At 59.6% G+C, this 25,311-nt stretch carries 21 protein-coding genes; 15 read left to right on the top strand and 6 right to left on the bottom strand.

Annotated features, from left to right (window positions below; genetic code table 11):
• Nucleotides 1–72 precede the first annotated feature (72 nt).
• Nucleotides 73–2,001 (top strand): transglycosylase SLT domain-containing protein, encoded by a 1,929-nt coding sequence (locus tag ACA072_RS09635; RefSeq protein ID WP_497624101.1) that lies wholly within the window; start codon nucleotides 73–75, stop codon nucleotides 1,999–2,001.
• Between the two features lie 79 nt (nucleotides 2,002–2,080).
• Here ACA072_RS09635 and ACA072_RS09630 read toward each other — a convergent pair whose 3' ends face one another.
• Nucleotides 2,081–3,865 carry an ABC transporter transmembrane domain-containing protein gene (locus tag ACA072_RS09630; RefSeq protein ID WP_497624100.1) on the bottom strand — a complete coding sequence of 595 codons (1,785 nt, stop codon included), beginning with the start codon at nucleotides 3,863–3,865 and terminating at the stop codon, nucleotides 2,081–2,083.
• Between the two features lie 257 nt (nucleotides 3,866–4,122).
• Here ACA072_RS09630 and ACA072_RS09625 point away from each other — a divergent pair, with 257 nt between their 5' ends.
• Nucleotides 4,123–4,302 (top strand): PA1571 family protein, encoded by a 180-nt coding sequence (locus ACA072_RS09625; protein ID WP_497624099.1) that lies wholly within the window; start codon nucleotides 4,123–4,125, stop codon nucleotides 4,300–4,302.
• Nucleotides 4,303–4,487: 185 nt separating this feature from the next.
• Here the strand turns inward: ACA072_RS09625 and pdxB are convergent, their stop codons facing one another.
• Entirely contained in the window at nucleotides 4,488–5,630 is a 1,143-nt protein-coding gene (gene pdxB, locus ACA072_RS09620; RefSeq protein ID WP_497624098.1) for a 4-phosphoerythronate dehydrogenase PdxB, read from the bottom strand.
• A gap of 355 nt (nucleotides 5,631–5,985) precedes the next feature.
• Here pdxB and ACA072_RS09615 point away from each other — a divergent pair, with 355 nt between their 5' ends.
• Nucleotides 5,986–7,395, top strand: coding sequence for an MATE family efflux transporter (locus tag ACA072_RS09615; RefSeq protein WP_497624097.1), 1,410 nt, complete (start codon nucleotides 5,986–5,988; stop codon nucleotides 7,393–7,395).
• Here the strand turns inward: ACA072_RS09615 and tusA are convergent.
• The gene (tusA, locus tag ACA072_RS09610) at nucleotides 7,392–7,643 is read right to left on the bottom strand and encodes a sulfurtransferase TusA (RefSeq protein WP_054054315.1); all 252 of its coding nucleotides are present in this window, start codon (nucleotides 7,641–7,643) and stop codon (nucleotides 7,392–7,394) included. The genes ACA072_RS09615 and tusA overlap by 4 nt on opposite strands.
• Before the next feature lie 177 nt (nucleotides 7,644–7,820).
• On the bottom strand, nucleotides 7,821–8,894 hold the full coding sequence (gene rlmM, locus ACA072_RS09605) for a 23S rRNA (cytidine(2498)-2'-O)-methyltransferase RlmM (protein ID WP_010456393.1): 1,074 nt from the start codon (nucleotides 8,892–8,894) through the stop codon (nucleotides 7,821–7,823).
• A 210-nt stretch (nucleotides 8,895–9,104) separates the two neighbouring features.
• Here rlmM and acnA point away from each other — a divergent pair, with 210 nt between their 5' ends.
• From acnA to ACA072_RS09590, 3 genes are all read left to right on the top strand, one after another.
• Complete coding sequence (gene acnA / locus ACA072_RS09600) at nucleotides 9,105–11,846, top strand: aconitate hydratase AcnA (RefSeq protein WP_497624096.1); 2,742 nt, start codon at nucleotides 9,105–9,107, stop codon at nucleotides 11,844–11,846.
• Between the two features lie 172 nt (nucleotides 11,847–12,018).
• Nucleotides 12,019–12,810, top strand: a complete 792-nt coding sequence (locus ACA072_RS09595) for a CPBP family glutamic-type intramembrane protease (protein ID WP_497624095.1) — start codon at nucleotides 12,019–12,021, stop codon at nucleotides 12,808–12,810.
• A gap of 103 nt (nucleotides 12,811–12,913) precedes the next feature.
• The gene (locus ACA072_RS09590; RefSeq protein ID WP_497624094.1) at nucleotides 12,914–14,479 is read left to right on the top strand and encodes a methyl-accepting chemotaxis protein; all 1,566 of its coding nucleotides are present in this window, start codon (nucleotides 12,914–12,916) and stop codon (nucleotides 14,477–14,479) included.
• Between the two features lie 130 nt (nucleotides 14,480–14,609).
• On the opposite strand, the gene ACA072_RS09585 is transcribed toward ACA072_RS09590, so the two are convergent.
• Complete coding sequence (locus ACA072_RS09585; RefSeq protein WP_497624093.1) at nucleotides 14,610–15,287, bottom strand: alpha/beta family hydrolase; 678 nt, start codon at nucleotides 15,285–15,287, stop codon at nucleotides 14,610–14,612.
• 99 nt (nucleotides 15,288–15,386) lie between these two features.
• Between ACA072_RS09585 and ccoN (ACA072_RS09580) the strand changes: the two genes are divergently transcribed.
• The 8 genes from ccoN (ACA072_RS09580) (at nucleotide 15,387) to ccoP (ACA072_RS09545) (ending at nucleotide 22,307) form a co-directional block, all read left to right on the top strand.
• The gene (gene ccoN, locus ACA072_RS09580; protein ID WP_497624092.1) at nucleotides 15,387–16,811 is read left to right on the top strand and encodes a cytochrome-c oxidase, cbb3-type subunit I; all 1,425 of its coding nucleotides are present in this window, start codon (nucleotides 15,387–15,389) and stop codon (nucleotides 16,809–16,811) included.
• A 10-nt stretch (nucleotides 16,812–16,821) separates the two neighbouring features.
• Entirely contained in the window at nucleotides 16,822–17,430 is a 609-nt protein-coding gene (gene ccoO / locus ACA072_RS09575; protein ID WP_497624091.1) for a cytochrome-c oxidase, cbb3-type subunit II, read from the top strand.
• A gap of 3 nt (nucleotides 17,431–17,433) precedes the next feature.
• On the top strand, nucleotides 17,434–17,652 hold the full coding sequence (locus tag ACA072_RS09570) for a cbb3-type cytochrome oxidase subunit 3 (RefSeq protein WP_497624090.1): 219 nt from the start codon (nucleotides 17,434–17,436) through the stop codon (nucleotides 17,650–17,652).
• The gene (gene ccoP, locus ACA072_RS09565) at nucleotides 17,649–18,602 is read left to right on the top strand and encodes a cytochrome-c oxidase, cbb3-type subunit III (RefSeq protein WP_497624089.1); all 954 of its coding nucleotides are present in this window, start codon (nucleotides 17,649–17,651) and stop codon (nucleotides 18,600–18,602) included. The genes ACA072_RS09570 and ccoP (ACA072_RS09565) overlap by 4 nt, the downstream gene beginning before the upstream one ends.
• Nucleotides 18,603–19,085: 483 nt before the next feature.
• Nucleotides 19,086–20,528, top strand: coding sequence for a cytochrome-c oxidase, cbb3-type subunit I (gene ccoN / locus ACA072_RS09560; protein ID WP_462026385.1), 1,443 nt, complete (start codon nucleotides 19,086–19,088; stop codon nucleotides 20,526–20,528).
• Entirely contained in the window at nucleotides 20,528–21,136 is a 609-nt protein-coding gene (ccoO, locus tag ACA072_RS09555) for a cytochrome-c oxidase, cbb3-type subunit II (RefSeq protein WP_131059970.1), read from the top strand. The genes ccoN (ACA072_RS09560) and ccoO (ACA072_RS09555) overlap by 1 nt, the downstream gene beginning before the upstream one ends.
• A gap of 5 nt (nucleotides 21,137–21,141) precedes the next feature.
• Entirely contained in the window at nucleotides 21,142–21,327 is a 186-nt protein-coding gene (locus ACA072_RS09550) for a CcoQ/FixQ family Cbb3-type cytochrome c oxidase assembly chaperone (protein ID WP_003175465.1), read from the top strand.
• Nucleotides 21,324–22,307, top strand: coding sequence for a cytochrome-c oxidase, cbb3-type subunit III (gene ccoP, locus ACA072_RS09545; RefSeq protein ID WP_497624088.1), 984 nt, complete (start codon nucleotides 21,324–21,326; stop codon nucleotides 22,305–22,307). Before ACA072_RS09550 ends, ccoP (ACA072_RS09545) begins: the two co-directional genes overlap by 4 nt.
• A 56-nt stretch (nucleotides 22,308–22,363) precedes the next feature.
• On the opposite strand, the gene ACA072_RS09540 is transcribed toward ccoP (ACA072_RS09545), so the two are convergent.
• Nucleotides 22,364–23,365, bottom strand: a complete 1,002-nt coding sequence (locus ACA072_RS09540; RefSeq protein ID WP_497624087.1) for a metallophosphoesterase family protein — start codon at nucleotides 23,363–23,365, stop codon at nucleotides 22,364–22,366.
• Between the two features lie 528 nt (nucleotides 23,366–23,893).
• On the opposite strand from ACA072_RS09540, the gene ccoG reads away from it, so the two are divergent.
• Nucleotides 23,894–25,309: a cytochrome c oxidase accessory protein CcoG gene (gene ccoG / locus ACA072_RS09535; RefSeq protein ID WP_497624086.1), complete on the top strand. Its 1,416-nt coding sequence runs from the start codon at nucleotides 23,894–23,896 to the stop codon at nucleotides 25,307–25,309.
• Nucleotides 25,310–25,311: the final 2 nt, after the last annotated feature.

Here is a 25,311-nt window from a genome sequence, read left to right as displayed (position 1 = left end):
AAAGGCTAAGCTACAGACAATTCAGTGCAGGTTAAGCCTGCACTTGTCGTGATTTCTCTGCCCGGACGTCTCATGCGCAGTCGCCTTTTCAGTCTTTTATCTTGCTTGCTTCTTTCTGCCACTGCCGTTCAAACCGCCCAGGCGGTGGACCTGTCCACCCAGCGTCAATATTACGATGAGGCCAAGCGTGCCCTGGCCAAGGGCGATACCGGCCCTTATTTCCGTTACAGCCAGGCCCTCAGCGATTATCCGCTGGAGCCGTACCTGGCCTACGACGAGCTGACTGCGCGGCTGAAATCCGCCAGCAATGCCGAGATCGAAAAATTCCTCGCCGAACACGGTGACCTGCCCCAGGCCAACTGGATGAAGTTGCGCTGGTTGCGTTGGCTGGCGGAGCGCGGCGACTGGGCGACCTTCGTCAAGTACTACGACCCCAAGCTCAATTTCACCGAGCTGGATTGCCTGAACGCGCAGTACCAGATCGGTCATAACCAGAAAACCGAAGGCTACGCCAACGCCAATAAACTCTGGCTGACCGGCAAATCCCAACCTGCGGCCTGCGACGCACTGTTCGGACAATGGGCCGCCGAAGGTCAACTGACCGAACAAAAACGCTGGGAGCGCGTCAAGCTCGCCGCTCACGCGCGAAACTATCCGCTGGCCAACAGCCTCGTGAATGGCCTGTCCACCCTCGCCCCTCGCGGTCGCTTGCTGGTGGATGTGGCGCAGAAGCCTGAACTGCTGAACCAGCCATCGCGCTTCACCCCGGCCGACGAACCGATGTCCGACGTGGTCAGCCTCGGCCTGCGCCGCCTTGCTCGCCAGGACCCCGACAAGGCCATGAACCTGCTCGACGGCTATGCCAGCAGCATGCACTTCTCCCGCGATGAAAAAGTTGCGATCGCCCGGGAAATCGGGCTGACCCTCGCCAAACGCTTCGATCCTCGCGCACTGGACATGATGACGAAGTACGACCCGGAGCTGCGGGACAACACGGTGTCAGAATGGCGTATGCGCCTGTTGTTGCGTCTGGCCCGCTGGGACGATGCCTATCAGCTGACTCGTCGCCTGCCGCAGGATCTGGCGACCACCAACCGCTGGCGGTACTGGCAGGCCCGCAGCCTGGAGCTGGCGCAACCGCAGAACCCGGAAGCGCAAACGCTCTACAAGAACCTCGCTCGTGAGCGCGATTTCTACGGTTTCCTCGCCGCCGATCGTTCGCAATCACCTTATTCGCTGAACAACAAACCCTTGGTCCTGAGCCAGGCGCTGATCAATAAGGTGCGCAACACACCAGGTGTGCGTCGCGCCCTTGAATTCCACGCCCGCGGGCAGATCGTCGACGGTCGTCGCGAGTGGTACCACGTCAGCCGTCACTTCAGCCGTGACGAAATGGTCGCCCAGGCGAAACTGGCGTACGACCTGAAATGGTATTTCCCGGCAATCCGCACCATCAGTCAGGCGCAGTATTGGGATGATCTGGACATCCGCTTCCCGATGGCCCACCGCGAAACCCTGGTGCGTGAAGCCAAGGTACGTGGATTACATTCGAGCTGGGTGTTCGCCATCACCCGCCAGGAAAGCGCCTTCATGGCCGACGCCCGCTCCGGTGTCGGCGCCAGCGGCCTGATGCAACTGATGCCCGGCACCGCCAAGGAAACCGCGCGCAAATTCAGCATTCCGCTGGCCTCGCCGCAGCAAGTGCTCGACCCGGACAAGAACATCCAACTCGGTGCCGCTTACCTGAGCCAGGTCCACAGCCAGTTCAACGGCAACCGCGTCCTCGCCTCCGCCGCCTACAACGCCGGCCCCGGCCGTGTGCGTCAGTGGCTGCGCGGCGCGGATCACTTGAGCTTCGACGTGTGGGTGGAAAGCATCCCGTTCGACGAAACCCGCCAGTATGTGCAGAACGTGCTGTCGTACTCGGTGATCTACGGCCAGAAGCTCAACTCGCCACAGCCGTTGGTGGATTGGCATGAGCGGTACTTCGACGATCAGTGATCCTGATGTGCAGTACAAATAAAAATGCCCGTATCGATTGATGCGGGCATTTTTTTGGGCGCTCTACTAGGTCGGTTACTTAGTCGGTTACTGGATCGGTCAGCGCGTTGTGCCCATCACTAAACTGCAACGCCGCCAACCGCGCATACAGCGCATTGCTCGCAATCAACTCCTGATGCGTCCCAATGGCCACCAGCTTCCCTTGATCCATCACCGCGATCCGGTCGGCGTTTTTCACCGTGGCCAAGCGGTGGGCGATGACCAGGGTGGTGCGGTTTTTCATCAGGCTCGGCAGGGCTTGCTGGATCAGGTGTTCGCTCTGCGCATCAAGGGCGCTGGTGGCTTCGTCCAGCAACAGGATCGGTGCGTCCACCAAAAGTGCCCGGGCAATGGCCAGACGTTGTCGCTGGCCGCCGGACAGACCGAGGCCGCCGTCGCCCAGGTGGGTCTGGTAGCCATTGGGCATTTGCTCGATGAAGTCGTGTGCGTAGGCGATTTTTGCCGCGTCTTGAACCTGGGCCAGGGTCGCCGTCGGGTTGCCGTAGCGGATGTTCTCTTCGATGCTGCCGAAGAACAGTGCCGGGTTTTGCGAGACCAGGGCGAAGCAGCGACGCAAGTCGAGCGGATCGAGCTGGGTCAGCGGCACGCCATCGAGCAGGATCTGGCCCGAAGCCGGATCGTAAAAACGCAGCAGCAGGTCATACACAGTGGACTTGCCGGCTCCGGACGGACCGACCAGGGCGAGGGTTTCGCCCGCATTGATACTCAGACTCAAGCCATCGACGGCGTAACTTTCTGGACGGGACGGGTAGGAAAATCGCACGTCGTGCAGCACCAGATTGCCCTTCACCCGGTCAGGCAATGTCACCAGGCCCGTGGTGGGCGCCTGGATGATGTTTTCCGAGCGCAGCAATTCGGCAATCCGCTCGGCTGCACCCGCCGCGCGCTGCAATTCGCCGATCACTTCGCTCAACGTGCCGAAGGCGCTGCCGACGATCAGGCTGTAAAAGACGAAGGCCGCCAGTTCACCTGCCGAGATCCGCCCGGCGATTACGTCCATGCCGCCGACCCACAGCATCACGCCCACCGCACCCAGCACCAGCACGATCACCAGCGTGATCAGCCAGGCCCGTTGAAAAATGCGTTTGCGCGCGGTGTTGAAGGCCTCTTCCACCGTCACGGCAAAGCGCTGCTCGTCCTGGATCTGGTGGTTGTAGGCCTGCACGGTTTTGATCTGGCCGAGGGTCTCGGAGACGTAGCTGCCAATGTCGGCGATCCGGTCCTGACTCAGGCGCGACAGACTGCGTACTCGACGGCCGAAAATCAGGATCGGCGCGACTACCAGGGGCAGCGCCACGACCACGATACTGGTGAGTTTGGGGTTGGTGATAAACAGCAAGACAATCCCGCCGATTACCATCAGCAAATTGCGCAAGAACAGCGACAACGACGAGCCGATCACCGATTGCAGCAACGTGGTGTCCGCAGTCAACCGTGACTGGATCTCGGAGCTGCGATTGTCTTCATAGAAACCCGGATGCAGATAAACCAGGTGGTTGAACACTTGCTTGCGGATGTCCGCGACCACGCGTTCGCCAATCCACGACACCAGATAGAAGCGCGCAAAGGTGCCAATCGCCAGCCCGATCACCAGCACCATGAACAGGCCAATCGTCTGGTTGAGCAGATGCGCCGATTGGGTCATGAAACCCTGATCCACCAGCAAGCGAATGCCCTGCCCCATCGACAAGGTGATGCCGGCGGTGATAATCAGGGCGAGCAAGGCGCCGAAGGCCGGCCAGCGATAAGGTGCAAGGAAACGGCTGGTCAGGCGGATCGCGCGGCGGTGACGGGCAGAGAGCATCGGGTTATCCAGTACGCAAGTGATGGGGCCAGCCTATACCGCTTAAATGGGGTGGAACTCTGTAAATCACAATGAGTCAGGTTAATTATGACCACACCGACTAGCGCCTAGACGCTATTGGTCTAAAGTCCGGGTGGCAACACTGCGGTATTTCTGGTGGACTGATATTGCCGCCCCGGAGAGATCGCAGGGAGTTGTCACAACCCGGTCACCTGGCGGTTTTAAAGTAGGTACACAACCTGATGAGGAGACAGGCCATGTCCTTGCAAAACAGCAGCGAAGACAAAATTGAAGTGATCCGCACGCAGCCAAACCAGTCTCTGGGTTGCTCGATTATTGATAAGGATGGGCGCGAAGTACCGATCACTGAAGACATGATCCAGCAAGCCTGCAGCGAACTGGAAAAGCGATTGGTCAAGCCTGCCGAACAAGAGTGATATAGCCACCGTCTTCTTGACCCGGCCCTGATGGCCGGGTTTTTTGTGGGTGCTTTTTTTGAGGGTGCTGCGCACCCTATCGCGGGCAAGCCACGCTCCCACAGGTTTTGAGGCGTCCGCCTATCTAGCGTACGACTCAAAACCTGTGGGAGCGTGGCTTGCCCGCGAAAGGGCCAACTCGATCTTCAGACAGCCGTTGCGCCCAGCGCCGCCACAATCTTCAGCAACTCAGGCGAACTCCCCTCAATCCTCACCGTCAACCCATCGATCTCCCGCCGCTGCGGGTAATGCTTGCGCAACCCATCAAACGCTGCACGCTGTTCACTCACATTGCCGACAAGGCTGCGACGCAAATCCGCATCGTCACGGCGCGGGTCGTACACGCCGCGGCACAGCATCGCCAGCGCCCAGGCTGGCTCGCTGTCAGCGTGCAGGGTCACGTGCGACAACCACGGCGCCGGCAGCAAATCGCTCAAGCTGACCTGGGCCGGTTGCCCGATAAATTCGCAATACGCCTGATAGATCTGCGCCGTTCCTCGTTGCTTGCCATCGAGGCTGTAGCCGGCAATGTGCGGTGTCGCCAGCACGCAGAGGTCGGCCAGCGCCACGTCGACTTCAGGTTCGCCTTCCCAAACGTCGAGCACCGCTTGCAGGTCTTCGCGCTGTAACAACACCTGACGCAGGGCAGCGTTGTCCACCACCGGGCCACGACTGGCGTTGATTAGCCAGGTGCCTGGCTTGAGTTGGTTCAGACGATTTTTATCGAACAGATGCCAGGTCGACTGAGCGCCGTGCTTTTTCAAGGGGGTGTGCAGACTGATGACGTCGCACCGCTCGATGATCTGTTCGAGGCTGACGTAATCGCCACCTTCAGCGGCTTGCCGTGGCGGATCACAGACCAGCAAGTTCCAGCCCAGACCTTTCAAGACGTTGACCAGGCGACCGCCGACTTCGCCGGCACCGACCACGCCGTAAGTGCGCTGAGTCAGGTTGGCGCCTTCGATTTCGGCCAGGGTCAGCAGACTGCCGAGCACGTAGTCGACCACCCCCCGGGCATTGCAGCCAGGTGCGCTGGACCAGGTAATGCCAGCCTGCTGAAAGTAATCCAGATCCAGGTGATCCGTGCCGATGGTGCAGGTGCCGACAAAGCGCACCTTGCTGCCTTCGAGCAACGCGCGATTGACGTTGGTCACCGAACGCACCAGCAGCACATCGGCTTGCTCGACGGTGGCGCGGTCGATGGAACGTCCCGGCACCCGGCGGATTTCGCCGAAACCTTCGAAGAAGGCATCGAGCAGCGGAATATTTTCGTCGGCAACAATCAGCATGGCAGGCTCCTTTGGGGGATCGGCAGTGTAGGCGGAGATGACCATTGTGGGCCAGTAAGCATTGCACGCCCTCTGTAGCAGCTGGCGAAGCCTGCGTTCGGCTCGGTCCGCGCTCGGGCGAAGCAGTCGCGAAATCAGGCGATGTGGTGTTTCAGGAAGTCCGCGTGTACTGGTTTTACGACTGCTGCGCAGCCGAACGCAGGCTTCGCCAGCTGCTACAAGGTTGAGTCACCACAGGGAATGTCGCTACGTTCGAAAACCGGTTACAAATAGGTAACACAGGACTTTTCCTGACCACTGCGTCAAGGCGTAGAATGCGCCGCCTCGTGCATCAAAATCTTTGGACGTTTCGCCCTTGAATTTCGTGACTGACCGCCCCGCCGCTACTTCCCTCACCCGCCCGGCCCGGGTTCGCCTGGAGCTGAAGAACCTGCTCGGCCTGGCGTTGCCGATCATGGTCGCGCAACTGGCGACCACCGCCATGGGTTTCGTCGATGCGGTGATGGCGGGTCGGGTCGGCCCGCGTGACTTGGCGGCCGTGGCGCTTGGCAACTCGATCTGGGTGCCGGTGTTTCTGCTGATGACCGGCACCTTGCTGGCCACCACTCCGAAAGTCGCCCAGCGTTTCGGTGCTGGCACCCACAGCGAGATCGGCCCAATTGTGCGCCAGGCGCTATGGCTGGCTTTGGTGGTGGGTTTGATGGCGACCGGCATGCTGTTGAGTGCCGAACCGATCCTGCACCTGATGAAGGTCGATCCCGAACTGATCGGCCCGTGCATGCAATACCTGCACGGCATCGCCAGCGGTTTGCCTGCCGTTGCCCTCTACCATGTGTTGCGCTGCTTCAGTGATGGCCTGGGCCGCACGCGTCCGGCGATGGTCCTCGGCCTGTGCGGGTTGGCACTGAACATTCCGCTGAACTACATCTTCATCTACGGCCACTTCGGCGTGCCGGCCATGGGCGGCGTCGGTTGCGGCTGGGCCACGGCGATTGTGATGTGGGTGATGGCGCTGGGCATGGCCGGGTGGGAGCGCTGGGCACCGGCCTATCAGTCGAGTCAGTTGTTCAGCCGTTTTGACTGGCCACAGTGGTCGGTGATCAAACGCCTGCTGGGCATCGGCCTGCCGATCGGCATCGCGGTGTTCGCCGAGTCGAGCATCTTCGCGGTGATCGCCCTGCTGATCGGCAGCCTCGGCGCCACCGTGGTTGCAGGACACCAGATTGCGCTGAACTTCAGCTCGCTGGTGTTCATGATTCCTTACTCGCTCGGCATGGCCGTGACCGTGCGCGTTGGTCAGGCGCTCGGTCGTCAAGAACCGCGTGAAGCGCGCTTCGCCGCCGGTGTCGGCATGGGCACGGCGCTGGCGTATGCGTGTATTTCCGCGAGCATGATGCTGTTGCTGCGCGAACACATCGCAACGATCTACACCGCCGACCCGACGGTGATTCGAGTGGCGGCGATGTTGATTGTGTATTCGGCGCTGTTCCAGTTTTCCGACGCGATCCAGGTCACCGCGGCCGGTGCATTGCGCGGTTATCAGGACACTCGGGTGACGATGATCCTGACCCTGTTCGCCTACTGGGGGATTGGTTTGCCGGTGGGTTATGCGCTGGGCCTGACTGACTGGTTCGGCACGCCGAGCGGCCCGAGCGGGCTGTGGCAGGGTTTGATCGTGGGCTTGAGTTGCGCGGCGCTGATGCTGTCGATCCGCCTGACGCGCAGTGCACGCAAGCGGATTCGTATCAGTCATTCGGCGGGTTAAGCGAGCTTCTTGCGGATCCAGTAGAGGTAGGTGCCTGCCTCTTCGTGCTGCGCAACCAGCTCGTGGTCGAGGAATACGCAAAACTTGGGAATGTCGCGACGGGTCGAAGGATCGGTCGCGATCACCTTGAGCAGGCCGCCAGGTGCCAGGTCACGGATATGCTGGTGCAGCATCATCACCGGTTCCGGGCAGTTGAGGCCGGTGGCGTCGAGGGTGCCGTCTACCGGCGTATCAAGCATTTCACTCATGATTCACTCCTGAAACTGGCCGGCATTGTCGCGCATTGCCGGGATAAACGTCATCTGTGGCGTACACCGCACCTGTGGGAGCGGGCTTGCTCGCGAAAGCGGACTGACTTTCAACATTGATGTCGACTGACCCACCGCATTCGCGAGCAAGCCCGCTCCCACGGGGGGCCGGGTGTATCAGCGGGACTTGGGTTTCTTCACATCAATCCGGCGCAAATGGCACGTCACTTCTTCGCGGTCGTGGTACAGCTGTTTGCAGCCGATCTCGACCCGAATCCCGCGTTCCTTGAACCCCTCGGCAATCCGTTCCAGCAAGCGCTTCACTTCGGCGTAACGCTGTTTCATCGGCAACTTCAGGTTGACCACCGCTTCGCGGCAATGCCCCTCGCCAATCCATTCTTCGAGCATTGCGGCGTTGCGCGCCGGTTTCTCGACGATGTCGCAGACCATCCAGTCCACCGGTTGCTTGGGCTTGAAGGTGAAACCGTCGGCCATCAAGTGCTGCACAAGACCGGTGTCCATCAGGCTCTCGGCCATCGGGCCATTGTCGATAGCAGTCACCAGCATGCCGCGGTTGACCAGTTGCCAGGTCCAGCCGCCGGGGGCAGCACCGAGGTCGACGCCGGTCATGTCGCTGTGCAAGCGCTCATCCCACTGGTCGCGAGGGATGAAGTGGTGCCACGCCTCTTCCAGCTTCAATGTCGAACGGCTCGGCGCTTCACGGGGAAACTTCAGGCGTGGAATGCCCATCGGCCACATCGCCGAGTTGTTGGATTCGGCCAGGCCCATGAATACTTCGCGGCCGCTTTTGAAGGTCAGCAGCAGACGCGGTTTGTGCGCGTCCTCCACCAACTTGCCAGCCGCCATCAGCGCTTTACGCAGGTGGCCTTCGAATTTCTTGCAGAAGTTCGAGAGCTCTTTGCCATCGTTGGTGTCGACCATTTCCAGCCACAGGCTGCCGCACAGCGGGAAGTCGGCCATGTGCGCGAGGATCACGCTGATGCGGTCGGTTTCCGGCAGATCGATGAAGATCCCACGCGCCCACTGGCGCGGAAAAATCAGCTCGGCGAAACGTTGGCCGCGCATCAGGCGCTCGGCGCCGTCTTCTTCGGTGCAAATGAATTCGGCGCAGGCGCTGGCGGTCTTGGCCTTGGCATAACCGGCCACGTTCAGCCGTGCGGCGTGTTCGGAAATCTCGGAACAGACTTCGCCTTCGAAGCCCGGCCGGCAATGCATAAAGAGGGTGTTCATTGAATCTCCTGGGCAATCGGCAATGAATCGATGCGCAAACTTGCCCTGTAGCAAAGCCTGTCACGAAAACCGGCGCATGATAGCTGACTTCGGAACCTCGGACTTATCGATAGAGTCCAGTTATTAGCCAGCTACTTAAAACAGGGCTAGGTTTAATGCTCTGTCCGTCCCCTCAGTCCGTAACCGTGCGGACTCAAAGGAGTGATCGCAATGCCGTCCCTCGATAGCCTGAAAAGCCTTAAAACCCTGCAAGTCGACGACAAGACCTACCATTATTTCAGCCTGCCCGACGCCGCCAAAAGCCTGGGCGATCTGGACAGGCTGCCGATGTCGTTGAAAGTGCTGCTGGAAAACCTGCTGCGCTGGGAAGATGAAAAAACTGTCACGGGCGCCGACCTTCGGGCGATTGCCGCCTGGCTCAAGGAGCGTCGCTCCGACCGCGAAATTCAATACCGTCCCGCGCGGGTATTAATGCAGGACTTTACCGGCGTGCCTGCCGTGGTCGACCTGGCCGCCATGCGCGCCGCGATGGCCAAGGCCGGCGGCGATCCGCAGCGGATCAATCCGCTGTCGCCTGTGGATTTGGTGATCGACCACTCGGTGATGGTCGACAAATTCGGCAGTTCCAGTGCCTTCGAACAGAACGTCGACATCGAAATGCAGCGCAACGGTGAACGTTACGCGTTCCTGCGCTGGGGCCAGAGCGCCTTCGACAACTTCAGCGTGGTGCCGCCGGGCACGGGCATTTGCCATCAGGTCAATCTGGAATACCTCGGTCGTACGGTCTGGACCAAGGACGAGGACGGCCGCACGTATGCCTTCCCCGACACCCTGGTCGGCACCGACTCCCACACCACCATGATCAATGGCCTCGGCGTGCTTGGCTGGGGCGTCGGCGGAATTGAAGCGGAAGCGGCGATGCTCGGCCAGCCGGTGTCGATGCTGATTCCGGAAGTGATCGGTTTCAAACTCACCGGCAAGCTCAAGGAAGGCATCACCGCCACCGACCTGGTGCTGACCGTCACGCAGATGCTGCGCAAGAAAGGCGTGGTCGGTAAATTCGTCGAGTTCTACGGTGACGGCCTCTCTGATCTGCCGCTGGCCGACCGCGCGACCATCGCCAATATGGCCCCCGAGTACGGCGCCACCTGCGGCTTCTTCCCGGTGGATGACATTACGCTGGAATATCTGCGGCTGTCCGGTCGCCCACTCGAAACCGTGAAACTGGTCGAGGCCTACAGCAAAGCCCAGGGCCTGTGGCGCCTTCCGGGCCAGGAACCGGTGTTCACCGACACGCTGGCGCTGGACATGGCCAGCGTCGAAGCCAGCCTGGCCGGGCCGAAACGCCCACAGGACCGGGTCTCGCTGCCGAATGTCGCGCAAGCGTTCAGTGACTTCATCGACCTGCAATTCAAACCCACCAGCAAGGAAGTCGGTCGCCTCGAAAGCGAAGGCGGCGGTGGCGTGGCAGTGGGCAATGCCGATATGACCGGTGAAGCCGACTACGAATACGACGGTCAGACCTATCGGTTGAAAAACGGCGCGGTGGTGATCGCCGCGATCACCTCCTGCACCAACACCTCCAACCCGAGCGTGATGATGGCCGCCGGGCTGGTGGCGAAAAAAGCGGTGGAGAAAGGCCTCAAGCGCAAACCGTGGGTCAAAAGTTCGCTGGCCCCGGGTTCGAAAGTGGTCACCGACTACTACAAGGCTGCCGGCCTGACTCAATACCTGGATGAATTGGGTTTTGATTTGGTGGGCTATGGCTGCACCACCTGCATCGGCAACTCCGGGCCATTGCCGGAGCCGATCGAAAAAGCCATCCAGGCTGCCGACCTGACTGTCGCCTCGGTGCTGTCGGGTAACCGTAACTTTGAAGGCCGGGTGCATCCGCTGGTGAAAACCAACTGGCTGGCGTCCCCGCCACTGGTCGTGGCCTATGCGTTGGCGGGTACGGTTCGGACCGACATCAGCAGCGAGCCGCTGGGCAACGACAAGGACGGCAATCCGGTGTACCTGCGGGACATTTGGCCGAGTACCCAAGAGATTGCCGACGCCGTGAATCAGGTCAACACCGCCATGTTCCACAAGGAGTACGCCGAAGTGTTTGCCGGCGACGAGCAATGGCAAGCGATTGAAGTACCGCAAGCAGCGACCTATGTCTGGCAAGACGATTCGACCTACATCCAGCATCCGCCGTTCTTCGATGACATCGGCGGCCCGCCGCCGGTGGTCAAGGACGTCACCGGCGCCAGGGTCCTTGCGCTGCTCGGCGATTCGGTGACCACCGACCACATCTCCCCCGCCGGCAATATCAAGGCCGACAGCCCGGCCGGTCATTACCTGCGCGAGAAAGGCGTGGAGCCGCGGGACTTCAACTCCTACGGTTCCCGTCGCGGCAACCACGAAGTAATGATGCGCGGCACCTTCGCCAACATCCGCATCCGCAACGAGATGCTCAACGGCGAAGAAGGCGGCAACACGATCTACATCCCGACCGGGGAAAGGATGCCGATCTACGACGCGGCCATGCGTTATCAAGCATCGGGCACGCCGCTGGTGGTGATCGCCGGTCAGGAGTACGGCACCGGCTCGAGTCGCGACTGGGCAGCCAAGGGCACCAATTTGCTGGGGGTGAAAGCGGTCATCGCCGAAAGCTTCGAGCGGATTCACCGTTCCAACCTGGTGGGCATGGGCGTGTTGCCGTTGCAGTTCAAACTGGATCAGAACCGCAAGAGCCTGAACCTGACCGGCAAGGAAACCCTGGATATCCTCGGCTTGACCGGCGTCGAGTTGACGCCGCGGATGAACCTGACACTGATCATCACCCGTGAGGACGGTAGCCGCGAGAAAATCGAAGTGCTGTGCCGGATCGATACGCTCAACGAAGTGGAATACTTCAAGTCAGGGGGGATTCTGCATTACGTGTTGCGGCAGTTGATTGCGTCGTAAGCCTTGGTAGAAAAAGACACCGCCTTCGGGCGGTGTTTTTGTTTGGGCCGCGTACGTCTCTATAATCCTGCGCCCAACGTGCAGACAACACTGATCTAAATGTGGGATCGCCGCACCGCCGCTCCCACATGGACCGAGTCAACCCGCAACACTTCGGACACAAGGACTTAAAATGCTCGCCCTGCCATGGACCTACCTGGCCCCTCTCTCCCTCGGCTACGCCCTCGCGCTGACCTACGGCCAACTCGGCTGGCTGGCCGGCATCTCCTTCGCGTTGCTGCTGGTCGCCGGTTTCGCAGTCCGTCAGCAAAAGATTACCGTCGCTCGCTACCTCGGCCATGGCGTGTTCATCATCCTTGCCCTGGCGCTGGCGATGCACTGGCTGCCCGGTTTCTACAACGGTCGCGGCATCGCCCCGCAACGCTTCACCGGCGATGCCGTGCCGTTTTCCATGTACCTGAATCAGGACAAACCCCTGATCGGCTTCTGGCTGTTACTGGTATGCCCGTGGATTGTCGGCCGGCGCTCACTGCGTCTTTCTCTCTATGCCACCGCGTTGGCGCTGACGTTGAGTGCTGTGCTGGCCTTGGGCGGTGCGCTCTTGCTGGGGGTGATCAGTTGGGCGCCGAAGTGGCCGGATCAAACCGGTTTGTGGGTGCTGAACAATCTGTTGCTGGTGACGCTGGTGGAGGAAGCGCTATTTCGCGGGTACATCCAGGGTGGTCTGAGCCGGTACTTCAAACACCTGCCCTACGGTGAAAACCTGGCGCTGCTGCTCGCCTCGCTGCTGTTCGGCCTGGCGCATGTGGGGGCGGGTTGGCATTGGGTGCTGCTGGCGGGTCTGGCAGGTGTCGGCTATGGTCTGGCCTACCGATTCGGCGGTTTGGGGGCGGCCATCGCCACCCATTTCGGCTTGAACCTGCTGCATTTCGCCCTGTTCACCTACCCGATGCTCGCCGGCTGAGGCAATGGCCGTTTTGCGACGCGCCGCTGATTATTGAAAAATAATTTCAATAAATTCCTGACGCCGCCGACAACCTCTCAAAGCCTTGCGGATTGAAAAAGCCATGCGTAACAACCAGCCCACCACACAACGCGAACGGACCTTCCCGGCTCAGCAACGGTTGATTTCCACCACCGATGCCAAGGGCGTGATCACCTACTGTAACGACGCCTTCGTCGAAATCAGCGGGTTTTCTCGTGAGGAGCTGATCCGTGCGCCGCATAACCTGGTCCGTCACCCCGACGTCCCGGCCGCGGTGTTCGCGCACATGTGGGGCACATTGAAACAAGGCTTGCCATGGATGGGCATTGTCAAGAATCGCTGCAAGACCGGTGACCACTATTGGGTTAACGCCTATGTCACGCCGGTGTTCGAAGGCAATCAGGTGGTCGGTTATGAGTCGGTGCGGGTCAAACCCACCGCTGAGCAGATCCGCCGTGCCGAAGCGCTCTACCAACGCATCAACCAGGGCAAGTCGGCCATTCCTTCGACAGACAAATGGTTGCCCGTGCTTCAGGACTGGCTGCCGTTCATTCTGGTCAGCCAGCTGAGCTTCATGATCGGTGCGTCACTCAACTCCCAGTGGGGCTTCGCCCTCGCCGCCGGTCTTTCGGTGCCGCTGGGCCTGATGGGCCTTAGCTGGCAACAGCGTGGCCTCAAGCGCTTGCTGCGCCTGGCCGGGCAAACCACCTCCGACCCGCTGATCGCGCAGATGTACACCGACAGTCGCGGCGCCCAGGCACGCCTGGAAATGTCGATCCTCAGCCAGGAAGCGCGTCTGAAAACCTGCCTGACCCGATTGCAGGACACCGCCGAGCATTTAAGCGACCAGGCAAAACAGTCCGACACCCTGGCTCACAGCAGCTCCACCGGCCTGGAACGTCAACGCGTTGAAACCGAGCAAGTGGCCACCGCCGTCAACCAGATGGCCGCCACCACCCAGGAAGTCGCCAGCCACGTTCAGCGCACCGCCGACGCGACTCAGGAAGCCAATCGCCTGACCGGTCGCGGCCGCGACATCGCCGGGGAAACCCGCGAAGCCATCCAGCGCCTGTCTGTGGTGGTCGGTGAAACCGGCGCGACCGTGACCCAACTGGCCAAGGACAGCGACGAAATCGGCGGCGTGGTCGATGTGATCAAAGGCATTGCCGACCAGACCAACCTGCTGGCCCTGAACGCCGCCATCGAAGCGGCGCGTGCCGGTGAAATGGGTCGTGGTTTTGCGGTGGTGGCTGACGAAGTGCGTCAACTGGCACAACGCACCAGCGAATCCACCGGGCAGATCCACGCCCTGATCGCCAAGCTGCAGCAAACCGCCAGCACCGCGGTACAAACCATGGAAGCCGGGCATCGCCAGGCGGAAGAAGGCGTGGCGCGGGTACTGGAAGCGGATCAGGCGCTGGTGGGGATCAGCGAAGCGGTGGCCAACATCACTGACATGACCACCCAGATTGCGGCGGCGACTGAAGAGCAAAGTGCGGTGGCTGAAGAGATCAGCCGCAACATCAGCAACATCTCGCAACTGGCGGATCAGACATCGGAACAGGCGCAGCACTCGGCGCTGTTGAGTGAAGAGCTGACCAAAACCGCGAATACCCAGTATTCGTTGGTGGAGCGGTTTAACCGCTGATCTTCGTTGTCAGGGAGTGATGATCGTTCCCACGCTCTGCGTGGGAATGCCTCAATGGACGCTCTGCGTCCGCTGTTGGGACGCGGAGCGTCCCGGGCTGCATTCCCACGCGGAGCGTGGGAACGATCACTTAGCGAAGGAAATCAGCAACCTTCCCCGCCGCTGCCGCCAAATGCTGCTCATGCGTAAACCCCGAAGCCTTCAACGGCTTCAAATCATGATCCCCCGCCACCAGCCAGAACACCTCGATACCTGGCGCTAATGTGTAAGCCTCAACCGCCTCGCGATTGCCCAACGCATCGCGCTCGCCCTGAACAATCAACGTCCGCGTCTTCAGCGCCGCCAGATGCTCAACCCGAGGTTTCTCCGGTTTCCCTACCGCATAAAACGGATAACCCAGGCACACCAACGCATCCGCCTCCAGCTCATCCGCCAAAAGACTGGCCATCCGCCCGCCCATGGACTTGCCGCCAATGGCCAGGCGCCCAGTGACATGGCGTCGCACCTCGGCGTACACCTCACGCCAGCACTCGAGCAGTTTCGGCGCCGGATTCGGTGGACGCTTGCCCCCGTCAACACGCCTTTGCGCCATGTACGGAAACTCGAAGCGCACCACGTTGACGCCTTGTTCGGCGAGGCGTGCAGCCATGTCGTTCATCCAGCCGCTGTCCATTGGCGCACCGGCGCCGTGGGCGAGGATCAGCGTCGTCGATGCGGGGCCTGAGGCGGCATTCCACAACCATCCATGATCCCGCACACACTGCGCCCATTGATCCCCGTCAATACTGGCCTTGTGCTCTTTGCCCATGCTTGCCTCGCTTTTAGTCTGCCTATAACTCCAGGCGAAGGACGCGCTGCCTTTTTGTTGCAAGCGTGCTCACTTCGGCTGAACCGTGGATGGGGAACCATGAACACTTCTATCAGTACCGCCTACAACTACAAGGTGGTCCGCCAATTCGCCATTATGACGGTGGTGTGGGGCATCGTCGGCATGGGGCTCGGGGTTTTTCTCGCGGCCCAATTGGTCTGGCCGGAACTCAACTTCGATTTGCCGTGGACCAGTTTCGGCCGGTTGCGCCCGCTGCATACCAACGCCGTGATTTTCGCTTTCGGCGGTTGCGCCCTGTTCGCCAGTTCGTTCTATTCGGTGCAGCGTACCTGCCAGACCCAGTTGTTTGCGCCGAAAATCGCCGCGTTCTGCTTCTGGGGCTGGCAAGTGGTAATCCTGCTGGCGGCCATCAGCCTGCCGCTGGGTTACACCAGCTCCAAGGAATACGCCGAACTGGAGTGGCCGATCGACATCCTGATCACCATCGTCTGGGTCGCCTACGCCATCGTGTTCTTCGGCACATTGGCCAAGCGCAAGACCAAACACATCTACGTCGGCAACTGGTTCTTCGGTGCGTTCATCATCACCGTGGCGATTTTGCACATCGTCAACAACGTTGAATTGCCGGTGAGTTTCACCAAGTCCTACTCGGTGTACGCCGGTGCGACCGATGCCATGGTCCAGTGGTGGTACGGCCATAACGCCGTAGGCTTTTTCCTTACCGCCGGTTTCCTCGGGATGATGTATTACTTCGTGCCGAAACAGGCCGAGCGTCCGGTGTATTCCTATCGCTTGTCGATCGTGCACTTCTGGGCGCTGATCACCCTGTACATCTGGGCCGGTCCGCACCATTTGCACTACACCGCGCTGCCGGACTGGGCGCAGTCGCTGGGCATGGTGATGTCGCTGATCCTGCTGGCGCCAAGCTGGGGCGGGATGATCAACGGGATGATGACGCTTTCGGGCGCCTGGCATAAATTGCGCAGCGACCCGATCCTGCGCTTTCTCGTGGTCTCCCTGGCGTTCTACGGCATGTCGACCTTCGAAGGGCCGATGATGGCGATCAAGACGGTCAACGCCCTCTCCCACTACACCGACTGGACCATCGGCCACGTTCACGCCGGGGCACTCGGCTGGGTGGCGATGATTTCCATCGGCGCGCTGTACCACATGATCCCGAAAATCTTCGGTCGCCTGCAGATGCACAGCATCGGCCTGATCAACGCGCACTTCTGGCTCGCCACCATCGGTACCGTGCTGTACATCGCGTCGATGTGGGTCAACGGCATCGCCCAGGGCCTCATGTGGCGCGCAGTCAACGAAGACGGCACGCTGACCTACTCCTTCGTCGAAACCCTGGTGGCCAGCCACCCAGGCTTCGTCGTGCGACTGGTGGGCGGTGCGATCTTCCTCAGCGGCATGTTCCTGATGGCTTACAACACCTGGCGTACCGTGCGGGCCTCGCAGCCTGCCGAAGTCGCCGCTGCCGCGCAGATGGCCTGAGGAGTCCGCCATGAAACACGAAACAATCGAGAAAAACGTCGGCCTGCTGATGCTGCTGATGGTCCTGGCCGTGAGCATCGGCGGTCTGACCCAGATCGTCCCGCTGTTCTTCCAGGACGTGACCAATAAACCGGTGGAAGGCATGAAGCCCTACACCGCGCTGCAACTGGAAGGTCGCGACCTTTACATTCGCGAAGGCTGCGTCGGTTGCCACTCGCAGATGATCCGGCCGTTCCGCGCCGAGACCGAACGCTACGGGCACTACTCGGTGGCCGGGGAAAGTGTCTGGGATCACCCGTTCCTCTGGGGCTCCAAGCGCACCGGGCCTGACTTGGCCCGGGTCGGCGCACGTTATTCGGATGACTGGCACCGCGCGCACTTGTACAACCCGCGCAACGTCGTACCGGAATCGAAGATGCCGGCCTACCCATGGCTGGTCACGCAAGCGGTCGACAGCAGCCACACCGAAACCAAGATCCGCGCCATGCGCACCCTCGGCGTGCCGTACAGCGACGACGACATCAGCGGCGCAGTCGCCAGCCTCAAGGGCAAGACCGAAATGGACGCACTCGTCTCCTATCTGCAAGTGCTTGGCACTGCGATCAAGAGCAAGAGGTGAGCCATGGCCATGCCCTTTGAAATAATGAGCGAAATCAGCAGTGGAATGATCCGCGGCCTCGGCACGGTCGTGGTGTTCGTGGCCTTCGTCGGCCTGACGCTGTGGGTATTCAACAGCAAGCGCAATCCGGAATTCGCCGAAGCGCGTTTGCTGCCGTTCGCCGACGAACCACAACCCGACAGCACCCAAGAACCTGCAACAACAAGGAGTACCCGGCCATGACCACCTTCTGGAGTACGTGGATCTGCGTACTGACCATCGGCAGCCTGATCGGCCTGACCTGGCTGCTGATCGGCACCCGCAAGGGCGAAACCAAGGGCAGCGTCGACCAGACCATGGGCCACAGCTTCGACGGCATCGAGGAGTACGACAATCCGCTGCCGCAGTGGTGGTTCATGCTGTTCGCCGGCACGCTGGTGTTTGCCGTGGGTTACCTGATCCTTTATCCCGGCCTGGGCAACTGGAAGGGTGTCCTGCCGGGTTACGAGGACGGTTGGACCGGCGTCCACGAATGGGAAAAGGAGATGAACAAGGCCGACGCCAGGTTCGGGCCGATCTTCGCCAAATTCGCCGCCATGCCTGTTGAAGAAGTGGCCAATGACCCGCAAGCGCTGAAAATGGGTGGTCGTCTGTTCGCATCCAACTGCTCGGTGTGCCACGGCTCGGATGCCAAGGGTGCCTTCGGCTTCCCGAACCTGGCCGACAGCACCTGGCGCTGGGGCGGCGATGCCGAGATGATCAAGACCACGATCATGGGCGGTCGCATGGCGGCCATGCCGGCCTGGGGTGAAATCCTCGGAGATGCCGGCGTGAAGAACGTGGCCGCGTATGTGCGTCATGAACTGGCCGGCCTGCCATTGCCGACTGACGACACCGCCGATCTGCACGCCGGACAGCAAGCGTTCAGTACCACCTGCGTAGCCTGTCATGGGGCAAACGGCCAGGGCACTGAAGCCATGGGGGCGCCGAATCTGACGCAACCGGCCGGATTTATCTACGGTACAAGCCTGGCGCAGCTGCAACAGACCATTCGTCATGGCCGCCAGGGTCATATGCCGGCGCAGAACGAACTGCTCGGCAACGACAAGGTGCAATTGCTCGCAGCGTACGTGTACAGCTTGTCGCACGGTCTGAGCACCGAGCGCTTGCAAGCCGACGGCAAACGCGAATAAATCTCGACCGCTCTACTGCCGCATTCTCCCGGATGCGGCAGTTCCCTGCCTCTTTGCGACCAAGTGTCGCACCCCTCCGTTGGTCCTCCTTTCGATTCCCCGGATTCGGGTCTAAGCTTGTTCCGATGCGAACTGGCATGAGCCGGTTCCAGGTCGACTCAACCCGATGTGTTCGACGAATCTGCTCGATGACAGGCCGCAAAGGCTGGTAGATACCGGCTGTCATGCCAATTGCCATCGGTCACCTGATCGTTGTGTTTGAACACACCCCGTAACAACTGACCTGACCCCCTCACCCTTTTCGTTCGCTGCGACATTTTGTCCGAGGCCGATTTTGTCCTTACGCCGCGCATGGAAAGGCCGCAGAATCAGCTTTTGAAAGCATTGACCCAGGTCATGGCGCGTTGCAATGACCCCCCGCTTTCTACATACTTGCGGCCGATTTTTACTCCTAATAAAACACCCAAACCGTGGAACCTTAGAATGAGCACAGCAATCAGTCCGACTGCTTATAACTATAAGGTAGTCCGCCAGTTCGCCATCATGACGGTGGTCTGGGGGATCCTTGGCATGGGGCTTGGTGTCTTCATCGCCTCGCAACTGGTCTGGCCGGAGTTGAACTTCGGTCTGGAATGGACGAGCTTTGGACGCCTGCGCCCGCTGCATACCAACCTGGTGATTTTCGCCTTCGGTGGTTGTGCACTGTTTGCCACTTCTTATTACGTCGTGCAGCGAACCTGCCAAACGCGACTGATTTCCGACAGTCTCGCCGCCTTCCACTTCTGGGGATGGCAGGCGGTGATCATCGGCGCGATCGTTACCTTGCCGCTGGGTTACACCACCACCAAGGAATACGCGGAACTGGAATGGCCCCTGGCTATTCTGCTGGCCATTGTCTGGGTCACCTACGGTCTGGTGTTCTTCGGCACCATCGTCAAGCGCAAGACCAAGCACATCTATGTGGGTAACTGGTTCTACGGTGCCTTCATCGTCGTGACGGCGATGCTGCACATCGTCAACCACATGTCCCTGCCGGTCAGCCTGTTCAAGTCCTACTCTGCCTACTCGGGTGCGACTGACGCGATGATCCAGTGGTGGTACGGCCACAACGCGGTGGGTTTCTTCCTGACCACGGGCTTCCTGGGGATGATGTACTACTTCGTTCCAAAGCAGGCCGAGCGTCCGATCTACTCCTATCGCCTGTCGATCGTGCACTTCTGGGCGCTGATCACCCTGTACATCTGGGCCGGTCCGCACCACCTGCACTACACCGCACTGCCGGACTGGGCTCAGTCCCTGGGCATGGCGATGTCGATCATCCTGCTGGCTCCGAGCTGGGGCGGCATGATCAACGGCATGATGACCCTGTCGGGTGCCTGGCATAAGCTGCGCACCGACCCGATCCTGCGCTTCCTGGTTGTGTCGCTGGCCTTCTACGGCATGTCGACCTTTGAAGGCCCGATGATGGCCATCAAGACCGTGAACTCGCTGTCGCACTACACCGACTGGACCATCGGCCACGTACACGCCGGTGCTTTGGGCTGGGTTGCGATGATCTCGATCGGCGCCATCTACCACATGATCCCGAAACTGTTCGGTCGCGCGCAGATGCACAGCATCGGCCTGATCAACGCGCACTTCTGGCTCGCGACCATCGGTACCGTTCTGTACATCGCTTCGATGTGGGTCAACGGCATCACCCAGGGCCTGATGTGGCGTGCAATCAACGACGACGGCACCCTCACCTACTCGTTCGTCGAAGCCCTGCAAGCCAGCCATCCTGGTTTCATCGTTCGCGCCCTGGGCGGTGCGTTCTTTGCCAGCGGCATGCTGTTCATGGCCTACAACGTATGGCGGACCGTACGCGCCTCGAACCCGGCTGAAGCCGAAGCCGCCGCTCAGATTGCTGTAGTTGGAGCTCACTGATGAAGCATGAAGCAGTCGAGAAGAACATTGGCCTGCTGGCCTTCTTCATGGTTATCGCCGTCAGCATCGGCGGCCTGACCCAGATCGTTCCGCTGTTTTTCCAGGACGTCACCAACAAGCCGGTCGAAGGCATGAAGCCTCGTACCGCCCTTGAAGTCGAAGGACGTGACGTCTATATCGCCAACGGTTGCGTCGGCTGCCACTCGCAGATGATCCGCCCGTTCCGCGCTGAAACCGAACGTTACGGCCACTACTCGGTTGCCGGTGAAAGCGTCTGGGACCACCCGTTCCTGTGGGGTTCCAAGCGTACCGGTCCGGACCTGGCCCGTGTCGGCGGTCGTTACTCCGATGACTGGCAGCGCGCGCACTTGTACAACCCGCGCAACGTGGTGCCCGAGTCGAAAATGCCGGCCTACCCGTTCCTCGTGGAAAACAAGCTCGACGGCAAAGACACCGCCAAGAAACTGGAAGTCTTGCGCACGCTCGGCGTCCCTTACACCGACGAAGACATCGCCGGTGCCAAGGATGCTGTGAAGGGCAAAACCGAAATGGACGCGCTGGTGGCCTATCTGCAAGGCCTGGGCACCATCATCAAAAGCAAACGGTGATTTAGATGGATATCGGGATGATTCGTGGCCTGGGCACCGTTGTTGTGATGGTGGCCTTCATCGGACTGGCACTATGGGTGTTCAGCCCCAAGCGCAAGTCGGAGTTTGAAGACGCGACCTTGCTGCCTTTCGCGGATGATCCCGAAGCCATCAAGCACGTCGAGCAAGCTTCTAGGAGTAACAAAGAATGACTACGTTCTGGAGTCTGTACGTCACAGTCCTCAGTCTCGGCACCATCTTCGCCCTGACCTGGCTGCTGCTGTCTACCCGCAAGGGCCAGCGCGCCGAGCAGACAGAGGAAACGGTTGGCCACTCCTTCGACGGGATCGAGGAGTACGACAACCCACTGCCGAAATGGTGGTTCATGCTGTTCGTGGGCACCATCATCTTCGCCCTGGGCTACCTGGTGCTGTACCCGGGCCTGGGTAACTGGAAAGGCCTGTTGCCGGGTTACAACTACCTGGATAACGAGAAGCAGACTGCGTTCGCCAACGGCCAGACTGGCTGGACCGGCGTTCACGAGTGGGAAAAGGAAATGGCCAAGTCGGACGCCAAGTTCGGTCCGATCTTCGCCAAATTCGCTTCCATGCCGATTGAAGAAGTCGCCAAGGACCCGCAAGCCCTGAAGATGGGTGGCCGTCTGTTCGCCTCCAACTGCTCGGTCTGCCACGGCTCCGACGCCAAAGGCGCTTATGGCTTCCCGAACCTGACCGACGCCGACTGGCGCTGGGGCGGTGAGGCAGAAACCATCAAGACCACCATCATGGGCGGCCGTCACGCGGTCATGCCGGCGTGGGCTGACGTGATCGGCGAACAAGGCGTTGCGGACGTTGCTTCGTTCGTACTGATCAACCTCGATGGCCGCAAGCTGCCGGAAGGCACCAAGGCCGACCCGGTTGCCGGCCAGAAGCTGTTCGCCGCCAACTGCGCGGTATGCCACGGTCCGGAAGGTAAAGGTACGCCAGCGATGGGCGCACCTAACCTGACCCACCCGGCAGCGTTCATCTACGGTTCGAGCTTCGCTCAACTGCAGCAGACCATCCGTTACGGCCGTCAGGGCCAGATGCCTGCGCAAGAACAGCTGCAAGGCAACGACAAGGTTCACCTGCTGGCCGCTTACGTCTACAGCCTCTCTCACGGTGAGAAAGCGCCGGCGGAAGACGCTCAGTAAGGCAAACGCTTGATGCAACAAAAAAAGGCCCCGCCAGTGATCTGACGGGGCCTTTTTCATGGGCGACTGGCCCAGATCGATTTCACCGGCACCGTATCCAGCAGCTTTCGGGTCTGCCATTGATTGTTCTTCACAAGGTTGATGTGCAACTGCTTGCGATCCTCCGAGAAGCTGGCAATCAGGTAGGTTTGCTGGGAAGTGGCACCACTGAGGTACATTGGCACGCCATTCATTTCATAGGCATCACCGCCTTGATCATGGTAATGACCGGCGAAAATGGCAGTGACCTCATACTTCTTGATCATTTGAAGGAAGCGCAGTTCTTGCTCAATGTTACCCATCATTTCCTCCGGCTTGTGCATGTTGATAATGATGGCGTAGCCCTGAGTCCGAGCGACTCTCAAATCGTTTTCAAGCCAATCCAGGGTACTGGTGATGTCGAACGTCGTCGGGTTCAACGCATGAGAAATTCTGGTCGCATACGTGGGCTCATTATTGAGTTGCACCATATGGACGTCACCGATGTTCTTGGAATAGGCGAGACTTCCCGAATACAGCCGACTAAGAAAACTGCCCGTAATTTTCAAATCAAAATTATCAACCTTGCCTTCATGGTGCTCCTTAAACTCCACGATACTGCCGGCCGCACAATTATTACTAAAGCAATCATCCACGTTATTCTCATAATCGTGATTACCCAAGCCATACAGATAATCGTCCTTGAAGTATTTTTTCAACATCGAAGCCATGTAAGAGCGCTGCCAGCCGTGACCGAAAGCGGTGATATCGCCATTGATCATCAGCGGCACATGGGTTTGCGCATTATTTTCCCGAAAGTCGACAATACTCGCAAACTGGGTTTCCACCAGCCATTTTGAGCGCTTATTGAAGTCCGCTTCTGACTCAGGCTCTCTACGATCGAGCTTATCCGTCCACGGGTATTGTGTATCCGAAGCAAAGATCATATGGCGTGGAGCACCCTCCACTGAATAGGCCAAAGGCGCCGTTGACAGCAGACACAAGCCCAACACAAACCGCTTAACTTTCTTAGAAATCATTGAATTCCGTTTCCATTAGTATTAATCAAAGTGCGATTAAAGAACCGCACCCAAGCAACTTATTGGAAACGAACAAAAACTTCAAACAACTAACTACAACCAATTAAATAAATATATTTCCGCCAACCACAGATAAACAGAAGAACTACTCTACCAACTTATACCTGGTTTGCTTTGTGCATTTGATGTTCTAGAGTGTAGTGGGCCTAACCAATAAGCCGCTTCTGCCATTCACTCTGGTGATCGGCAAGGCGGGCGATCAGGGTCTGCAGACCACCCCTGCCGCCTGGCCCACGCAACGGCCACGAATCGCGCCATCTCCCATTCTGAAACCCAAAAAACCGTCCATAATTCACAAGTCAATTGATTCAAGTCATTACACCGTCAGTTGATTTCAACCAACGTGACCAAAGGTCGCACCCTTGAGCTAGAGCGACAGGCGTATCATTGCGCCACTGCAACACCTATTTTTGACCGCGGTCGGCATGTACTGATCGGGGCATTTTTCCACTGCCGTGGGATGCAATGATGAGCAATCAGATTCCGGTACACGACGTCACACCGCCTGCCAAAGACGCGAACAACAGCGTCGACCTCTACGCCTCTCGAGAAAAGATTTACACCCGTGCCTTCACAGGCTTGTTCCGTAACCTGCGGATGATGGGCGGTGCCGGGTTGTTTCTGCTGTATTTCGGTACGGTCTGGCTGAACTGGGGTGGTCATCAGGCCGTCTGGTGGAACCTGCCGGAGCGCAAATTCTTTATCTTTGGTGCGACCTTCTGGCCTCAGGATTTCATCCTGCTCTCCGGGATCTTGATCGTCAGCGCCTTCGGCCTGTTCTTCATTACCGTGTACGCCGGTCGTGTGTGGTGCGGTTATACCTGCCCGCAGAGCGTCTGGACGTGGATTTACATGTGGTGCGAAAAGGTTACCGAAGGCGACCGCAACCAGCGCATCAAGCTCGACAAGGCGCCGATGAGCGCCAACAAATTCCTGCGTAAACTCAGCAAGCACTCGATGTGGCTGTTGATCGGCTTCGTTACCGGCATGACCTTCGTCGGTTACTTCTCGCCCATTCGCGAACTGACGATCGATTTTTTCACCGGCGAGGCAGATGGCTGGTCGTACTTCTGGGTCGGTTTCTTCACCTTGGCCACCTACGGCAACGCTGGCTGGTTGCGCGAGCAAGTATGCATTTACATGTGCCCGTATGCGCGGTTCCAGAGCGTGATGTTCGACAAAGACACACTGATCGTTTCCTACGATCCGCGCCGTGGGGAAAGCCGTGGCCCGCGCAAGAAAGGCATCGACTACAAGGCCCAGGGCCTGGGCGATTGCATCGATTGCACCATGTGCGTCCAGGTCTGCCCGACCGGTATCGACATTCGCGACGGTCTGCAGATCGAATGCATCGGCTGCGCGGCGTGTATCGATGCCTGCGACAGCATCATGGACAAAATGGACTACCCCCGCGGGTTGATCAGCTACACCACCGAGCACAACCTGTCCGGGCAAAAAACCCATAAACTGCGCCCGCGCCTGATCGGCTATGCGGTGGTGCTGCTGGCCATGATGGGCTTGCTGGCGGGGGCGTTCTTCATGCGTTCGCTAGTCGGTTTCGACGTCAGCAAGGACCGCGTGCTGTACCGCGAGAACGCCGAAGGCCGGATCGAGAACGTCTACAGCCTGAAGATCATGAACAAGGACCAGCGCGACCATACCTACGTGCTGGAAGCCTCCGGTTTGCCGGACCTGAAACTGCAAGGCAAGCGCGAAATCAAAGTCGCCGCCGGGGAGATTTTCAGCCAGCCGGTCGAACTGTCGATCGCACCGGAAAAACTGCCGTCGAGCACCAACGAGGTGAAATTCATCCTCAAGGATGCCGACGACGACAGCGTCCACGTTGAAGCCAAGAGCCGATTCATCGGCCCACAAATTCGTTGAGA

This window comes from Pseudomonas sp. LBUM1656, from assembly GCF_059716065.1.
The sequence above is the reverse complement of the archived record's forward strand: the minus strand, read 5'-3'. Positions and strand labels throughout refer to the sequence as shown.

Excerpts from the sequence above, each read along its gene's own strand:
- ACA072_RS09635 (WP_497624101.1), top strand. The coding sequence starts at position 73 with ATGCGCAGTCGCCTTTTCAGTCTTTTATCTTGCTTGCTTCTTTCTGCC.
- ACA072_RS09630 (WP_497624100.1), bottom strand. The coding sequence starts at position 3,865 with ATGCTCTCTGCCCGTCACCGCCGCGCGATCCGCCTGACCAGCCGTTTC.
- ACA072_RS09625 (WP_497624099.1), top strand. The coding sequence starts at position 4,123 with ATGTCCTTGCAAAACAGCAGCGAAGACAAAATTGAAGTGATCCGCACG.
- pdxB (WP_497624098.1), bottom strand. The coding sequence starts at position 5,630 with ATGCTGATTGTTGCCGACGAAAATATTCCGCTGCTCGATGCCTTCTTC.
- tusA (WP_054054315.1), bottom strand. The coding sequence starts at position 7,643 with ATGAGTGAAATGCTTGATACGCCGGTAGACGGCACCCTCGACGCCACC.
- rlmM (WP_010456393.1), bottom strand. The coding sequence starts at position 8,894 with ATGAACACCCTCTTTATGCATTGCCGGCCGGGCTTCGAAGGCGAAGTC.
- acnA (WP_497624096.1), top strand. The coding sequence starts at position 9,105 with ATGCCGTCCCTCGATAGCCTGAAAAGCCTTAAAACCCTGCAAGTCGAC.
- ACA072_RS09595 (WP_497624095.1), top strand. The coding sequence starts at position 12,019 with ATGCTCGCCCTGCCATGGACCTACCTGGCCCCTCTCTCCCTCGGCTAC.
- ACA072_RS09590 (WP_497624094.1), top strand. The coding sequence starts at position 12,914 with ATGCGTAACAACCAGCCCACCACACAACGCGAACGGACCTTCCCGGCT.
- ACA072_RS09585 (WP_497624093.1), bottom strand. The coding sequence starts at position 15,287 with ATGGGCAAAGAGCACAAGGCCAGTATTGACGGGGATCAATGGGCGCAG.
- ccoN (WP_497624092.1), top strand. The coding sequence starts at position 15,387 with ATGAACACTTCTATCAGTACCGCCTACAACTACAAGGTGGTCCGCCAA.
- ccoO (WP_497624091.1), top strand. The coding sequence starts at position 16,822 with ATGAAACACGAAACAATCGAGAAAAACGTCGGCCTGCTGATGCTGCTG.
- ACA072_RS09570 (WP_497624090.1), top strand. The coding sequence starts at position 17,434 with ATGGCCATGCCCTTTGAAATAATGAGCGAAATCAGCAGTGGAATGATC.
- ccoP (WP_497624089.1), top strand. The coding sequence starts at position 17,649 with ATGACCACCTTCTGGAGTACGTGGATCTGCGTACTGACCATCGGCAGC.
- ccoN (WP_462026385.1), top strand. The coding sequence starts at position 19,086 with ATGAGCACAGCAATCAGTCCGACTGCTTATAACTATAAGGTAGTCCGC.
- ccoO (WP_131059970.1), top strand. The coding sequence starts at position 20,528 with ATGAAGCATGAAGCAGTCGAGAAGAACATTGGCCTGCTGGCCTTCTTC.
- ACA072_RS09550 (WP_003175465.1), top strand. The coding sequence starts at position 21,142 with ATGGATATCGGGATGATTCGTGGCCTGGGCACCGTTGTTGTGATGGTG.
- ccoP (WP_497624088.1), top strand. The coding sequence starts at position 21,324 with ATGACTACGTTCTGGAGTCTGTACGTCACAGTCCTCAGTCTCGGCACC.
- ACA072_RS09540 (WP_497624087.1), bottom strand. The coding sequence starts at position 23,365 with ATGATTTCTAAGAAAGTTAAGCGGTTTGTGTTGGGCTTGTGTCTGCTG.
- ccoG (WP_497624086.1), top strand. The coding sequence starts at position 23,894 with ATGAGCAATCAGATTCCGGTACACGACGTCACACCGCCTGCCAAAGAC.